The organism is Burkholderia cenocepacia (genome assembly GCF_900446215.1).
GTDB classification, from domain to species: Bacteria; Pseudomonadota; Gammaproteobacteria; order Burkholderiales; family Burkholderiaceae; genus Burkholderia; species Burkholderia cenocepacia.
In genome coordinates this window covers 129,986-143,260 of sequence record NZ_UAQZ01000017.1, presented here as the reverse complement: position 1 = coordinate 143,260, position 13,275 = coordinate 129,986, and the positions used below count along the sequence as shown (strand labels likewise).

At 70.1% G+C, this 13,275-nt stretch carries 13 protein-coding genes; 8 read left to right on the top strand and 5 right to left on the bottom strand.

Annotated features, from left to right (window positions below; genetic code table 11):
* Nucleotides 1-44: 44 nt before the first annotated feature.
* Nucleotides 45-263 carry a YXWGXW repeat-containing protein gene (locus DTA15_RS35180; RefSeq protein ID WP_006483699.1) on the top strand — a complete coding sequence of 73 codons (219 nt, stop codon included), beginning with the start codon at nucleotides 45-47 and terminating at the stop codon, nucleotides 261-263.
* A 127-nt stretch (nucleotides 264-390) separates the two neighbouring features.
* Here the strand turns inward: DTA15_RS35180 and DTA15_RS35175 are convergent, their stop codons facing one another.
* The 3 genes from DTA15_RS35175 to DTA15_RS35165 all read right to left on the bottom strand — a co-directional run bounded on the left by DTA15_RS35175 (nucleotide 391) and on the right by DTA15_RS35165 (nucleotide 3,726).
* Nucleotides 391-1,590: a tyrosine-type recombinase/integrase gene (locus DTA15_RS35175; RefSeq protein WP_006483703.1), complete on the bottom strand. Its 1,200-nt coding sequence runs from the start codon at nucleotides 1,588-1,590 to the stop codon at nucleotides 391-393.
* Between the two features lie 93 nt (nucleotides 1,591-1,683).
* A complete protein-coding gene (locus tag DTA15_RS35170; protein ID WP_006483704.1) occupies nucleotides 1,684-2,439 on the bottom strand; it encodes an SDR family NAD(P)-dependent oxidoreductase in 756 nt (251 codons plus the stop codon).
* Nucleotides 2,440-2,550: 111 nt separating this feature from the next.
* Entirely contained in the window at nucleotides 2,551-3,726 is a 1,176-nt protein-coding gene (locus tag DTA15_RS35165) for a helix-turn-helix transcriptional regulator (RefSeq protein WP_006483696.1), read from the bottom strand.
* A 222-nt stretch (nucleotides 3,727-3,948) separates the two neighbouring features.
* Here DTA15_RS35165 and DTA15_RS35160 point away from each other — a divergent pair, with 222 nt between their 5' ends.
* Nucleotides 3,949-4,329, top strand: coding sequence for a DUF4377 domain-containing protein (locus DTA15_RS35160; protein WP_012493356.1), 381 nt, complete (start codon nucleotides 3,949-3,951; stop codon nucleotides 4,327-4,329).
* A gap of 9 nt (nucleotides 4,330-4,338) precedes the next feature.
* On the opposite strand, the gene DTA15_RS35155 is transcribed toward DTA15_RS35160, so the two are convergent.
* A complete protein-coding gene (locus tag DTA15_RS35155; protein WP_012493355.1) occupies nucleotides 4,339-5,727 on the bottom strand; it encodes a DHA2 family efflux MFS transporter permease subunit in 1,389 nt (462 codons plus the stop codon).
* A gap of 157 nt (nucleotides 5,728-5,884) precedes the next feature.
* Here DTA15_RS35155 and DTA15_RS35150 point away from each other — a divergent pair, with 157 nt between their 5' ends.
* Nucleotides 5,885-6,745, top strand: coding sequence for a LysR family transcriptional regulator (locus DTA15_RS35150; protein ID WP_006483122.1), 861 nt, complete (start codon nucleotides 5,885-5,887; stop codon nucleotides 6,743-6,745).
* 60 nt (nucleotides 6,746-6,805) lie between these two features.
* Here DTA15_RS35150 and DTA15_RS35145 read toward each other — a convergent pair whose 3' ends face one another.
* Nucleotides 6,806-7,156 (bottom strand): VOC family protein, encoded by a 351-nt coding sequence (locus DTA15_RS35145; protein ID WP_006483121.1) that lies wholly within the window; start codon nucleotides 7,154-7,156, stop codon nucleotides 6,806-6,808.
* Nucleotides 7,157-7,416: 260 nt separating this feature from the next.
* On the opposite strand from DTA15_RS35145, the gene DTA15_RS35140 reads away from it, so the two are divergent.
* From DTA15_RS35140 to DTA15_RS35115, 5 genes are all read left to right on the top strand, one after another.
* Complete coding sequence (locus DTA15_RS35140) at nucleotides 7,417-8,556, top strand: LLM class flavin-dependent oxidoreductase (protein WP_006493091.1); 1,140 nt, start codon at nucleotides 7,417-7,419, stop codon at nucleotides 8,554-8,556.
* Nucleotides 8,557-8,719: 163 nt separating this feature from the next.
* Nucleotides 8,720-9,913, top strand: a complete 1,194-nt coding sequence (locus DTA15_RS35130) for an acyl-CoA dehydrogenase family protein (RefSeq protein ID WP_006483127.1) — start codon at nucleotides 8,720-8,722, stop codon at nucleotides 9,911-9,913.
* A gap of 10 nt (nucleotides 9,914-9,923) precedes the next feature.
* Nucleotides 9,924-11,684 (top strand): FAD-dependent oxidoreductase, encoded by a 1,761-nt coding sequence (locus DTA15_RS35125; RefSeq protein WP_006483124.1) that lies wholly within the window; start codon nucleotides 9,924-9,926, stop codon nucleotides 11,682-11,684.
* On the top strand, nucleotides 11,681-12,199 hold the full coding sequence (locus DTA15_RS35120) for a flavin reductase family protein (RefSeq protein WP_006483126.1): 519 nt from the start codon (nucleotides 11,681-11,683) through the stop codon (nucleotides 12,197-12,199). The genes DTA15_RS35125 and DTA15_RS35120 overlap by 4 nt, the downstream gene beginning before the upstream one ends.
* 15 nt (nucleotides 12,200-12,214) lie before the next feature.
* Nucleotides 12,215-13,264, top strand: a complete 1,050-nt coding sequence (locus DTA15_RS35115) for a ferredoxin--NADP reductase (protein ID WP_006493093.1) — start codon at nucleotides 12,215-12,217, stop codon at nucleotides 13,262-13,264.
* Nucleotides 13,265-13,275: the final 11 nt, after the last annotated feature.

Genomic DNA, 13,275 nt, shown 5'->3' with positions numbered 1-13,275 from the left:
CCGCGATCGGCCGACAACCGATGACACAACAGGGAGCATCGACAATGAAGATCCGGTCTGTTTCGCTCGCCATGCTGGTGAGCGCGAGCGCCGTGCTGATGTCCGCGTGCGTGGTCGAGCCCGTGCGGCCGCCGCAGCCCGCGCCCGTCGCCGAGGTGGCGCCGCCGCCGCCCGCACCCGGCTATCGCTGGGCCAGGGGGCATTACCGGTGGGCCGGCAATCACTGGGCGTGGGTGCCCGGGCACTGGGTGGCGGTGTACTGACACGGCAAGCGTGTCGACGTGTCACGCGGCGGGATCGACGCGCCGGAGCAAGCGGCGATGCGAAGTGCCGCTTGCTCCGGCGGATCTCGGCGGGATCGACCTCGTCCGTCGAGCGGCGCAACGCAGTCTAGTCCCACCCGATCCGGTGCTTCGCTTGCGTCTCGCGATGGCGCCAGTCGTCGTCCGCGTGAAGATACTGGCTCGTCGTCGTGAGCGACACATGGCCGAGGTTGTCGCGCACGAGCCGCAGATCGACGCGGCCGTCGGCCATGTGCGAGCCCGCGCTGTGACGCAGCCAGTGCGCGGACGCCTGTTCGAGCACGCGCGCCGCGTGCTCGCCGGCTTCGCCGTTCGCGCGCAGCCGGTCGGCCGCGTGCCGGAACACCTGCTTCACGATCCGGTGCAGCGCCGCACGCGTGAGCGGCTTGCGCGCCTGGCCGACCGGCAGCACGAGCGGCGTCGGCTCGCCGTCGACCGGCAGCGCGGGCAGGCCGTGCGCACGCCGGTAGCGCGCCAGCTCGGTCATCATCTCGTCGGTGGCCGGCACGAGCCGCTGCCGGCCGCCTTTGCCCGTCACGTCGAGCCACCAGCGTTCGTGCCCGTCCGCATCGCGGCGGCAGAAGAACCGGCCCATCGTCGTATCGGCCGCTTCGGTGATGCGCAGCCCGCCGAGATACAGCAACGTGAACAGCCAGCGCGCGCGATCCGCATGGAAGCGGGCGCGCGCATCGTCGCGCGGCATCGCGGCGATCGCATCCTTCACCGCTTGCCACAGCGGCTGCCCGAGATGGCGCGTGACGCGCGGCGCGGGCCGGCGTTGCCGCTGCCGCGACAACGCGAGCGGATTGCCGGCCAGATAGCCGGCCTGCACGAGCCACGAGAACATCACGTTCAGGATCACCAGCGCCTGCCGCTGGCTGGCTGCCGACAGCGGCCCGTAAAACGGCCGCCAGCGCGGATCGTCGCGCGGATGCTTGCGGCCGCCGTTCGCGCACCACAGCTCGGCCGGCGCGGGCGCGAGCAGGAATTGCCGGTACACGACGAGATCCTCGTGCGTGAGCGACGACAGCGGCTTGCCGCACGCGATCACGGCCCACAGCAGCAGGCGCTCGGCTTCCTTGCGGTAGTTCTGGAACGTGGCCGGCGTATCGACGAAGCGCGCGAGCCAGGCGCGCACGGCGTCGAGGTCATGGGTCGCGGCGATCTGCGGGTGCGCGCTGCCCGAGCGGTTGGTGCCCGTGCGTCCGTCGAGCGCGGCCGGCACGGCCAGCGTATCGATCGGCAGCGGGCGCAGCGCGGTGTCGTCGGACGAAGCGGATGAGGTCATGCGAAGGAAACGCGCTGCGCGAACCGCGCGGGCGTGGCCGGGCGGACGAAGGCAGCGCGCCAAAGCGTATCGGGAAGCGCCGATGGTACACGATCACCACACGGTGAAGCCGCCGTCGACGGCGATCGCCTGGCCGGTCACGAAGCGTGCGGCGGGCGAGCACAGCCACATCACCGTTTCCGCGACGTCGCGCGGCTCGCCGAGCCGTGTCATCGGCGTGGCCTGCATCAGCCGCGCCATGTCGGCGCGGTTGTCCGGCCGGTCGGTGATCGCCGTGTTCGCGATGCCGCCGGGGCACACGGCGTTCACGCGAATGCCGCGGCTCGCATAGTCGAGCGCCACCGCTTTCGTGAGGCCGACGACACCGCTTTTCGACGCCGAATACGCGGCGAGCCCGGGGCCGCTGACGAGCCCCATGATCGACGACGTGTTGACGATCGCGCCGCCGCCCGATTGCAGCATGTGCCGGCATTCGTGCCGGATGCACAGCCACACGCCTTTCAGGTTGACCGCGATCGTGCGGTCCCATTCGTCCTCGTCGAATTCGGCGGCCGGTGCGCCGCGCGGCGCGATGCCCGCGTTGTTGAACGCGAGGTCGAGGCGGCCGAAGGTGTCGACCGTCGTGTCGATCGCATGGCGCACGTCGGCGTCGCGCGACACGTCGGTGCGCAGCACGATCGCCTTCGCGCCGAGGCGCTCGATCTCGTGCGCGGTGTCTTCCGCGGTCGCCACGGCGGTGTCCAGCAGCGCGACCTGCGCGCCGGCTTCGGCGAAGCACAGCGCGGCCTGGCGTCCGATGCCGGTCGCCGCGCCGGTCACGACGGCGACTTGTCCTGCGAAGCGTTCCATTCCTGTCTCCTGAAGCGCGGGTCGGACGGACAGGTTAGGCGGGCTGCGCCGATGCTTCGACGTTGAAACGGACTAGGCGGATTCGGCGGTGGCGGCATTGCGGCGAACGCTTCACCCCAGCGACAGCACGCTGTTCAACAACAGCCGCACCAGCGTCGCCTGCCGCGTGACACCCGTCTTCGAAAAGATCGCACGCAGATGCGAGCGCGCGGTGTTCTTGCTGATCGCCAGCTCGTCGGCCGCTTCCTCGAGCGTCTGTCCGTTGACGAGCGCGAGCGCCAGCGCGGTCTCGGCCGGCGTCAGGTCGAACAGCTTGCGCACGATCTCGTGCGACGCCTGCGACTTGCGCTCGGCATCGCGGATGAAGATCGCGCACGCCGGCCGGCGCGGATTGTCCTCCGACCACTCGCTGAGCGGCACCGCGCGGATCAGCACGCCGAGCCGCGGCTTGCCGGACGGGCGCGGCACCGCGATCGCGTGCGCGACCGACGGCGTGCTGCCCGTGCGTTCCGCGAGCACCTGGCGGATCAGCTTCTGCAGCTTGCGGTCCTCCAGCGGATACGACGCTTCGAGCGCGCCGCCGCGCACGCGCAGGCCGTCGCATTCGGCGAAGATCTCGTCGGCGACGGAATTGGTCTTCATGATCGCGCCGCGCTCGTCGAGGATCGCGGTGCCGACGAGCATGCGGTCGATCGTGCTGGCATACAGCGTGCGCTCGGATTCGACCATCCCGAACTTCGCGTGCAGCCGCACCGCGCGCTTCAGGTGCGGCAGCAGCGCGTTGCACACGGCCTTGTCGGTCGCCGAGAACGCGTGGTCGCGATGCGAACGGCACACGCGAAAGCGGCACTCGACGCCGTCGTGCGTGCGCAGGTCGGCGCCCATCAGATGGCCGACGTCGAGCGGCTTCAGGAATTCGGCATACATCGCGCTGTTGCGCCAGACGCCGGCGCCGAGCAACTCGTCGACCGTGACGACGCGATCGGTCGGCAGGTTCACGAACGGGTCGAGCGCGTAGTAGTAGCTGTTGTACGACGCGACGCCCGGCAGCGGCGCGCTGTTTTCCGACGCATTGATCATCAGCCCCGCATGGCCGCTGGCGGGCCAGCGCAGGATCATCGTCGCGTAGTTCGCGTGCAGATGCACGCGGATCTGTTCGAGCGCGCCGCCCCACGGGACGTCCTCGAGCGGGCCTTCGTAGATCTTCGTGAGCAAGGCGTCGAACTGCTCGAGCGTCAGTTTCGACTGGGCAAGATGCGGCGGCAGGGCCGCGGTCGCCGTGGTCATTCGGGTTGTCTCCTGTTGCGGCCGCCGGGTCGCGATGCGCTCGGCGTGCACGTGCGGACCGCCGGCGGCTGCGCAGAGCGGAACCGGAACACGGTAACGTATCGGCGCGCGCGCGACATCCCATAAATGAGGGTGGTCGAACCGGTTTTGTAAGGTAGTTGTGAACTTTCGCGCCGGGCGGCTCGTCTAATCGGCCCTCCAACGCTCCCAGAGGAACATCAGATGATTCGCCCCTCCCGAACGCTGCTTGGCGCGGCCATCCTTGCCGGCAGCACGCTCCTCGCCGGATGCCAGACCGATATGGCGGCCACCGCGCCGGCCGCGGCCCGCCCGGCCGACGGCAAGCCCGTGACCCGGACCGTCTACGTCGCGCCGCAGTCCGCGCGCTGCACGGGCGTCGCGCCGATGGAGTGCCTGCAGGTGCGCAGCAGCCCGGGCGAGCCGTGGAGCCTGTGGTACGCGGGTATCGAAGGCTTTGCGTACCAGCCCGGCTACCTGTACACGCTCGAAGTCGACGAATATCGCGTCGCGCAGCCGCCGGCCGACGGTTCGTCGATCCGCTGGGTGCTCAAGCGCATCGTCGAGCGCCGCCCGGTGAACTGACGGCCGCGATCACGCGGAGGGGCGCGCCGCCGCATGGGCCGGCGGCGCGGCCGTATCGATCCGCCGGAACACGACGGACGACAGCAGCGTCACGGCGCCCATGCACGCGAACGACAGCATGAACCCGTGCGCCATCGAGCCGCGATAGGCGGCGAACAGGTTGACGAGCCCGCCGCCGATCGAGACGCCCAGACCCATCGCGAGCATCTGCATCATCGTGAACAGGCTGTTGCCGCTGCCGGCGTCGGCATGCGACAGCCCCTTGAGCGTCACGCCGTTCATCGCCGCGAACTGCATCGAATTCGCCGCGCCGAACACGATCAGCAGCACGCCTTCCAGCACCGGCGCGGGCCGCGCCGACACCAGCGCGAACCCCGCGATCGCGCAGCCGACGATCCCCGTATTCACGACCAGAAACGTCGCATAGCCGAAGCGCTTCACGAGCGGCGCGATCCACCGTTTCGCGACGACGCCCGCGATCGCGGCCGGCAGCATCATCAGCCCCGACTGCAGCGGCGTATAGCCGAGCTGCACCTGCATCAACAGCGGCAGCATGAACGGCACCGAACTCGTGCCGATCCGGCACAGCAGGTTGCCGAGCAGCCCGGACCCGAAGTTCGGCTCGCGGAACAGCCCGAGCCGGAACAGCGGCTGCGCGCGTCGCCGCGCGTGCGGCAGGTACGCGAGCGCGCTTGCCAGCCCGAGCGCCGCGAGCGCGGCCGCCCACGCGGCGCGGTGCGCGGACATCGGCGGGTCGATCGCGAGCGACAGCGCGATCATCGCGGCCGACAGCAGCGCGCAGCCGACGAAGTCGAACGGCGGCGGCTGCGTCGCCTGGTCGTGCGGCAGGTAGCGCTGCACGGCGATGAAGCCGACCACGCCGACCGGCACGTTGACGATGAACACCCAGTGCCACGAAATCGCCTGCGTGAGCCAGCCGCCGAGCGTCGGCCCGACGATCGGGCCGAGCTGGCCGGCGATCGACACGAACGCGATCGCCGCGACGTACTGTTCGCCCGGCACGCGACGCAGCACGGCGAGCCGCCCGATCGGCAGCAGCATCGAGCCGCCGATGCCCTGCACGGCGCGCGCGACGACCAACTGGCCGAGCGTATGCGACGCCGCGCAGCCGATCGACGCGAGCACGAACACGAGGATCGCGACCGAGAACACGCGGCGCGTGCCGAACCGGTCGGCGAGCCAGCCGGACGCCGGCGTGAGCATCGCCATCGTCAGCGTGTAGACGACCACGACGGGCTGCATCGCGAGCGGCGACGCCTGCAGGCTTTGGGCGATCGACGGCAGCGCGGTGTTGACGATCGTCGTGTCGAGCGACTGCATGAAGAACGCAGCGGCGACGATCCAGAGCAGCGCGGAGTGTGTGGGTTCCCGGGACATGGCGAAATCGGTGGGGCGAAGGTCCGGCAGGCGGCGCCGCTGCGCGGTCGCGCGGCGCGTGCCGGACGTCGAGCGCTCGATGGTACCGATTCCGCTGGTCATCGGGAAGCCGCCTCAAGGCATTGACTGTCATCGGAAATGACGATGACAATGCGGGATGCTCAATCCCGTCTGGCTCAAGACGTTCGCGACCGTCACGAACTGCCGCAGCTTCACCGAAGCGGGCCGGCAGCTCGGGCTCAACCAGTCGAGCGTCAGCGAACACATCCGTCGCCTCGAAGAGAGCGTCGGCCGCCGGCTGTTCGTGCGCGATACCCATTCGATCGCGATGACGGCCGACGGCGAGGCGCTGCTCGTGCATGCGAACGTGATCCTGCAGGCGCTGAACCGCGCCGAATCGCAATTTCGCAAACCGCGGCTGCAGGGGCGCGTGCGGCTTGGCGCGTCGGACGATCTCGCGCTCGTCGCGCTGCCGGAGGTGCTGGCCGGGTTCCGCGCCGCGCATCCCGATGTCGCGCTGGAAATCACCACCGGCATGACGAGCCGGCTCTACGCACTGATGGACGCGGGCGCGCTCGACCTGATGATCGGCAAGCGGCGGCTCGGCGAACGGCGCGGCACGCCGCTGCTGCGCGCGCGGCTCGAATGGGTCGCGCGGCCGGGCACCGTCGTCGATCTGGAGCGCCCGCTGCCGCTCGTGCTGGTGGCCGAGCCGAGCGTCACGCGCGCGGTGGTGCTGAACGCGCTCGCGGAAAAGGGCATCGGCTGGGAAGTCGTGTGTTCGAGCAGCAGCCAGCCGGGCTGCATCGCGGCCGCGCGCGCGGGGCTCGGGCTGACCGCGACGTCGCAGTACCTGTCCGCGCGGGGGCTGGCGCCGCCCGTGAACGGCGACGGGCTGCCCGCGCTGCCCGACGTCGAATTCATCGCGCTGGCCGCGAAGCGGCTCAGCCAGCCGGCCGGCACGTTGCTCGAGCTGCTGGAAACCAGCGATCTGCGCGCGTCGGGCGCGGACGCGTGACGCCGGCTACGCCCGCGCGGCATCCGGCGCGCGGGCATCCGGCGACCGCGCCGCGCATCGTCATGCCGACCGTTTCTGCGAAATCACCAGCAACGCGCCGTTCCTGTCCTCCAGCACCGCGCGGTATTCGTGCGGTCCGGCCTGCACGGGCACGCGCACCGATGCGCCGGCCTTCACGACCCGCGCCATCGCCGCATACAGGTCGTCGTCCTCGTCGACGCGCAGCGTGAGCGCCGCGCGCTCGACGATCTGCTCGTCGCCCGCGACCAGCGCGATCGTCAGCGGGCCGCCGTCGAGCGCGCAATAACGGTCGCCGTCGCGAAACTTCACGTTCAGGCCGAGCCCGTCGACGAACAGCGGCAACGCCGTGTCGATGTCGTCGACCGGATACAGCAGCATCGATACCTTCATCCCGGTTCTCCCTTGTCTTGATGTGGGCGGCGTGCAGTGCGCCGTCGTCCGATGCTAGCGCGCCGCTCGCGCGCTCACGCAGTCCGATCGGATGACCGTGAAACCCCTCTGTCGCCGCGGGCGTCCGGCTACTCCGAACAGATGATGCCCGCGCCAGCCGGCGCGCCGACACTCCCATTCGTGGACCGTCGCTATTCGTCCGTATCGTGCGGGCGGCCTGCGCGACCCCGATTCGTCCAACAGACATGGAGACGCACGCAATGAAGTTTTCCCTCATCTACGAAGCCCAGACCACCGACGCGTCGCGCGAGGGCGACCACCGGGTGTTCAAGGAAACGGTCGAACAGGCGCTGCTCGCCGAGCAGGTCGGTTTCGACACGATCTGGTGCGTGGAACACACGTCGCTGACCAACTATGCGCACATGAGCGCGCCGGAAACCTTCCTCGCGTACCTGGCCGGCCGCACGACGCGCATCGGCCTCGGCCACGGCGTCGTGTGCCTGCCGCCGGCGATGAATCACCCGATCAAGGTGGCCGAGCGGGTCGCGCTGCTCGACATCCTGTCGGGTGGCCGCGTGCATTTCGGCGTCGGCAAGGGCGGCAGCCAGCAGGAAGCCGGCGCGTTCGGCTACGACCTCGACGCGCTGCAGCCGATGATCGACGAATCGATGTACCTCGTGCCGAAGATGTTCGTGCAGGACGAGATCGAGCACGACGGCCAGTACATCAAGATTCCGAAGCGCCCGATCCACCCGAAGCCGTTCCAGGACCCGCACCCGCCGATGTACCTCGCATGCACCAACACCGACGCGCTGCTGCGCGCCGGCCAGCGCGGGATGGGCGCGCTGGTGCTCGGCTTCGGCGGCCCCGACGAAGTCGCGAAGAAGAACGCGGTGTACCGCGACGCATGGGCGAACCGCAAGCCGGAAGACCAGGTCGGCTTCCGCCCGACGCAGCACCTCGCCGCGCTGTGCCCGACGGTCGTGATGGCGGACGGCCAGGCGGCCCGCAAGATCGGTATCCGCGGCCAGCGCTACTTCATGGAATCGCTCGCGTACTGGTACACGGGCGGCGAGCGGCCGGACCCGGCGAAGTGGGGCGACGACCTCGTGCAGGCCGACACCGGCGAGATGGTGATCCGCTCGCGCTTCGCGTCGGAGGAAGTCGTCGTGAACTTCGCCGACCCGGCGCTCGCGATGATGAACCCGAACCACGCGTACGGCACGGTGGACGACTGCATCGGCTATGTCGGCCGCCTGCAGGCAGCCGGTGTCGACGAAGTGCTGTTCCTGTGCCAGATGGGTACGGTGCCGCACGAAGCGCAGATGGAGACGATCCGCAACATCGGCGAGCACGTGATCCCGTTCTTCAATCGCGAGAAGGAACGGGCCTGCGCGTGATGCACCGGGCCGCGCCCGTCGTCCGGTCGGACGATGCGGCGCGCTCGCGCGAAGCCGACCATCGGTGGTGGCGAGCATCGCCCGCGGCCAGGCCGCGCCGAACAACTTTGAACGGGAGCGGGGCGGGCGCCGCGGCGCCGCCCCCGTTCCACAGGAGACATTCGTGCATCGCGACAACGATTCGAACGCATTGGCCGCCACGCTGATCGCCCGGGCCGAGGCGCTGGCGCCGACGCTGGCCGGCCGCGCCGCGCACGCGCAAGCGCAGGGCCGCATCCCGGCCGAGACGATCGCCGACATGCAGGCCGCCGGCTTCTTCAAGGTGCTGCAGCCGAAGCGTTACGGCGGCTACGAGCTCGATCCGCAGACCTTCTTCGAGATCCAGATGGCGCTCGCGCGCGGCTGCATGTCGACCGCGTGGGTGTACGGCGTCGTCGGCGTGCATAACTGGCAGCTCGCGCTGTTCGACGAACGCGCGCAGCAGGACGTGTGGGGCAACGATCCGGCGACGCTGATCGCGTCGACCTACATGCCGGTCGGCCGCGTGACGCCGGTGGACGGCGGCTTCCGGCTGTCGGGCCACTGGAAGTTCTCGAGCGGCAGCGAACTGTGCGAATGGGTGTTCCTCGGCGCGCTGGTGCCGCCGGCCGAGGCCGGCCAGCCGCCCGAATACCGCACCTTCCTGCTGCCGAAAGCCGACTACCGGATCGAGCAGGACTGGGACGTGCTCGGCCTGCGCGCGACGGGCAGCCACGACATCGTCGTCGACGACGCGTTCGTGCCCGCGTACCGCACGCACAAGGCGATCGACGGGATGATGGGCACGAGCCCCGGGCTGGCGGTCAACGACGCGCCGCTGTTCAAGCTGCCGTTCGCGCAGATTTTCGTGCGTGCGGTGTGCACGTCGTGCATCGGCGCGCTGCAGGGTGCGCTCGACGATTTCACCGGCTATGCGGCGACGCGCGTGTCCGCCAACAGCGGCGCGAAGACGACCGACGATCCGGGCGCGCAGCACGCATGCGCGAGCGCGGCGGTGGCGATCGACGAGATGAAGGTGCTGCTCCAGCGCAATTTCGCGGAACTGATGGCGTCGGTGACCGGCGGCCCGGCGGTGTCGATCGAGCGCCGCGTGCATTTCCGCTACCAGTCCGCGCAGGTCGCCGAACGCTGCGCGCAGGCCGCGAACGCGCTGCTGCGCTATGCGGGCGGCAACGGCATCTATCACCGCAATCCGCTGGTGCGCCGCTTCCTCGACCTGCATGCGGCCCGCGCGCACTACGCGAACAACGTGGACCGCTTCGGCCAGAACCTCGGCGCGGTGATGCTCGGCCGCGAGAACACCGACTTCTTCATCTGACGGGGCCAGGATGAACGACACGCAAGCACGGCAATACGCGTTCGACGTGGTGGTCGTCGGCTCGGGCGCGGGCGCGCTGCTCGCCGCGTGCCGCGCGGCCGACCACGGGCTGTCCGTCGTGGTGATCGAGAAGACGGCGCGGTACGGCGGCACGTCGGCGGTATCGGGCGGCGGCATCTGGGTGCCGTGCAATCACCATATCGCCGAACTCGGCGCGACCGACTCGCGCGACGCCGCGCGCCGCTATCTCGACGCGTGCACGGCCGGCGCCTCGACGCCCGACAAGCTCGATGCGTATCTCGACCGCGCGCCGGAGATGCTGCGTTATCTGGAATCGAAGACGCCCGTGCGCTATCAGGCGCTGCCGATGTATGCGGACTATTTCCAGAAGCTGCCGGGCGCGATGCCGGGGTATCGCGCGCTCGATCCGCTGCCATTCGACGGCGGGCTGCTCGGCGACGAGTTCGAGCGGCTGCGGCCGCCGTCGCCCGGCACGCTGATCGGCGGGCGCGTCGCGGTGACGTCGAAGGAAGCGCATACGTTGTTCTCGCGCGGCCCCGGTTTCATGCGGCTCGCGATCGCGCAGTTTGGCCGCTACTGGCTCGATGTCGGCATGCGCCGCCGCACGCGGCGCGACCGGCGCCTGACGCTCGGCAATGCGCTGATCGGCGGGCTGCGTCGCGCACTGCTCGACCGTCACGTGCCCGTGTGGCTCGAGACGCCGATGCGCGACCTGCTCGAGGTGGACGGCCGCGTGACGGGCGTACGCGTGCAGCGCTTCGGACAGCCGGTGACGATCGCCGCGCGGCGCGGCGTGATCCTCGGCGCGGGCGGTTTCGAGCGCAACCAGCCGATGCGCGAACGTTACCTGCCGCAGCCGACCCGGACGCAGTGGAGCGCGACGCCGCCGTCCAACACGGGCGATGCGATTGCCGAAGGCCACCGGCTCGGCGGCGCGCTGGCGCTGATGGAGCACGTGTGGGGTGCGCCGACCGTCGGCGTCGCGGGTGAGGAGAAGCAGCGCGCGCTGTTCGTCGAACGCAACCTGCCGGGCTGCGTGATCGTCAACGGCCTCGGCCGGCGCTTCGTCAACGAGGCCGCGCCGTATTCCGAATTCGTGCCCGCGATGTATCGCGATCATGCGCGCACCGGCGCGAGCGTGCCGGCATGGATGGTGTTCGACGCGCGCTTTCGCCGCAAGTATCCGTGCGGGCCGATCATGCCGGCGTCGATGATGCCCGATTCGAGGATCCCGGATGCGTTTCGCGACGTGCTCGTGAAGGCCGACACGATCGACGCGCTGGCTGCGCGGATCGGCGTCGACGCGGCGGGGTTGCACGCCACGCTGCGCGACATGGCGCGCTACGCGATCACCGGTGTCGACGAAGCGTTCGGCAAGGGCGACAACGCGTTCGACACGTATTACGGCGACCCGCGGAACCAGCCGAACCCGTGCCTGGGGCCGGTCGACCAGCCGCCGTTCTATGCGGTGCGGATCGACGCCGGCGACATCGGCACGAAGGGCGGGCTCGTCACCGACGCGCACGCCCGCGTGCTGCGCGCCGACGGCGAACCGATCGACGGCCTCTATGCGATCGGCAACACCAGCGCATCGATGATGGGCGCGAGCTACCCCGGCGCGGGCTCGACGCTCGGTCCGGCGATGACCTTCGGGTATCTCGCCGCCGATCACCTGGCCGCCCGCGCGGCCGACGCCGGCGGGCGGTCCGCCCGGCCATCCACGACAGAACCTGACGGAGTCCGATCATGAGCGATCTCACCCCCCATCCGCTGCGCACCGACATGCTGCTCGCGATGCGTCGCCTCGCGCGTTCGGTCACGGTCATCAGCAGCGCGCACGACGGCCGGCGCTACTCGATGTCCGCGACGGCGGTCGATTCGCTGTCGACCGATCCGCCGTCGCTGCTGATCTGCATCAACCGCACCGCGTCGCTGTATCCGCCGCTCGATGCGGGCGCGCCATTCTGCGTGAACGTGCTGTCCGCGCGCCACGAAGGCATCGCGATCGACTGCAGCGGCCGCCTGAAGGGCGAAGCGCGCTTCACGACCGGCGACTGGCACACGTCGCCGCACGGCGTGCCGTATCTGCGCGATTCGCAGGCGAGCCTCGTGTGCGAGCAGGACGGCCGCTTCGAATACGGCACGCATACGGTGTTCATCGGGCGCATCCGCGAGGTGCTGATGAGCGGCGACGTCGATCCGCTCGTCTATCTCGACGGCGCCTATACGACACCCGGCGCGCCGGTGGCCCATGCGGCCGCGTGACGCAAGGAACCGGCGATGAGCGATTCACGCTTCCATCGGCTGACCGTGGCCGACGTGATTGCCGAGAGCGACGACGCGTGCTCGTTCGTGTTCGACGTGCCGGCCGCGTTGCGCGACGCGTTCGCGTACCGGCCGGGGCAGTTCCTGACGCTGAACGTGCCGTGCGCGGATGCGAGCGTCGCGCGCTGCTATTCGCTGTCCAGCGCACCCGGCATCGATGCGGCGCCGAAGATCACCGTCAAGCGCGTGCGTGACGGTCGCGCATCGAACTGGCTGTGCGATCGCGTGAAGGCGGGCGACGCGCTCGACGTGCTGCCGCCGGCCGGCGTGTTCACGCCGCGCACGCTCGACGGCGATTTGCTGTTGTTCGCGGGCGGCAGCGGCATCACGCCCGTGCTGTCGATCCTGAAATCGGCGCTCGTGCACGGCCGCGGGATGCTGACGCTGATCTATGCGAATCGCGACGAGCGTGCGGTGATTTTCCGTGACGAACTGCAGCAGCTCGCGCAGCGCCATCCGGGCCGCCTGCGCGTGATGCACTGGCTCGACAGCGTGCAGGGCATTCCGCAACAGCGCCATCTCGAGGAACTCGCGCGGCCGTTCAGCCAGCAGGAGACGTTCATCTGCGGGCCCGCGCTGTTCATGGAGAACGCGCTGGCCGCGATGCTCGGCCTCGGGCTGCCGCGTGCGCGCGTGCACGTCGAGCGGTTCGCGTCGCTGCCCGATGCGCCGGCGCAGGCTGGCGGCGCGCCGGCGGACGCGGCGCCGGCAACGTCGACGTCCGGTGCAACTGCCGCGATCGAGACGGTGCTCGACGGCGACGCATTCGCGTTCGACGGCGCGCCCGGCGAAACGCTGCTCGACGCGATGCTGCGCGCGGGCGTCCCGGCGCCGAATTCGTGCCGGATGGGGCAATGCGGCGCGTGCATGTGCCGGATCGAGCGCGGCGCGGTCGCGCTCGACCGCAACCACGTGCTCGACGACGACGAGATCGCGGCCGGCTGGACGCTCGCCTGTTGCGCGCGGCCCGCGAGCGATGCGCTGCGCGTGGTGTTTCCTGACTGAGCCGTGGCGCG

What these genes read in the sequence shown, in the direction of transcription:
- DTA15_RS35180 (WP_006483699.1), top strand. Translation starts at nt 45, where the DNA reads ATGAAGATCCGGTCTGTTTCGCTCGCCATGCTGGTGAGCGCGAGCGCC.
- DTA15_RS35175 (WP_006483703.1), bottom strand. Translation starts at nt 1,590, where the DNA reads ATGACCTCATCCGCTTCGTCCGACGACACCGCGCTGCGCCCGCTGCCG.
- DTA15_RS35170 (WP_006483704.1), bottom strand. Translation starts at nt 2,439, where the DNA reads ATGGAACGCTTCGCAGGACAAGTCGCCGTCGTGACCGGCGCGGCGACC.
- DTA15_RS35165 (WP_006483696.1), bottom strand. Translation starts at nt 3,726, where the DNA reads ATGACCACGGCGACCGCGGCCCTGCCGCCGCATCTTGCCCAGTCGAAA.
- DTA15_RS35160 (WP_012493356.1), top strand. Translation starts at nt 3,949, where the DNA reads ATGATTCGCCCCTCCCGAACGCTGCTTGGCGCGGCCATCCTTGCCGGC.
- DTA15_RS35155 (WP_012493355.1), bottom strand. Translation starts at nt 5,727, where the DNA reads ATGTCCCGGGAACCCACACACTCCGCGCTGCTCTGGATCGTCGCCGCT.
- DTA15_RS35150 (WP_006483122.1), top strand. Translation starts at nt 5,885, where the DNA reads ATGCTCAATCCCGTCTGGCTCAAGACGTTCGCGACCGTCACGAACTGC.
- DTA15_RS35145 (WP_006483121.1), bottom strand. Translation starts at nt 7,156, where the DNA reads ATGAAGGTATCGATGCTGCTGTATCCGGTCGACGACATCGACACGGCG.
- DTA15_RS35140 (WP_006493091.1), top strand. Translation starts at nt 7,417, where the DNA reads ATGAAGTTTTCCCTCATCTACGAAGCCCAGACCACCGACGCGTCGCGC.
- DTA15_RS35125 (WP_006483124.1), top strand. Translation starts at nt 9,924, where the DNA reads ATGAACGACACGCAAGCACGGCAATACGCGTTCGACGTGGTGGTCGTC.
- DTA15_RS35120 (WP_006483126.1), top strand. Translation starts at nt 11,681, where the DNA reads ATGAGCGATCTCACCCCCCATCCGCTGCGCACCGACATGCTGCTCGCG.
- DTA15_RS35115 (WP_006493093.1), top strand. Translation starts at nt 12,215, where the DNA reads ATGAGCGATTCACGCTTCCATCGGCTGACCGTGGCCGACGTGATTGCC.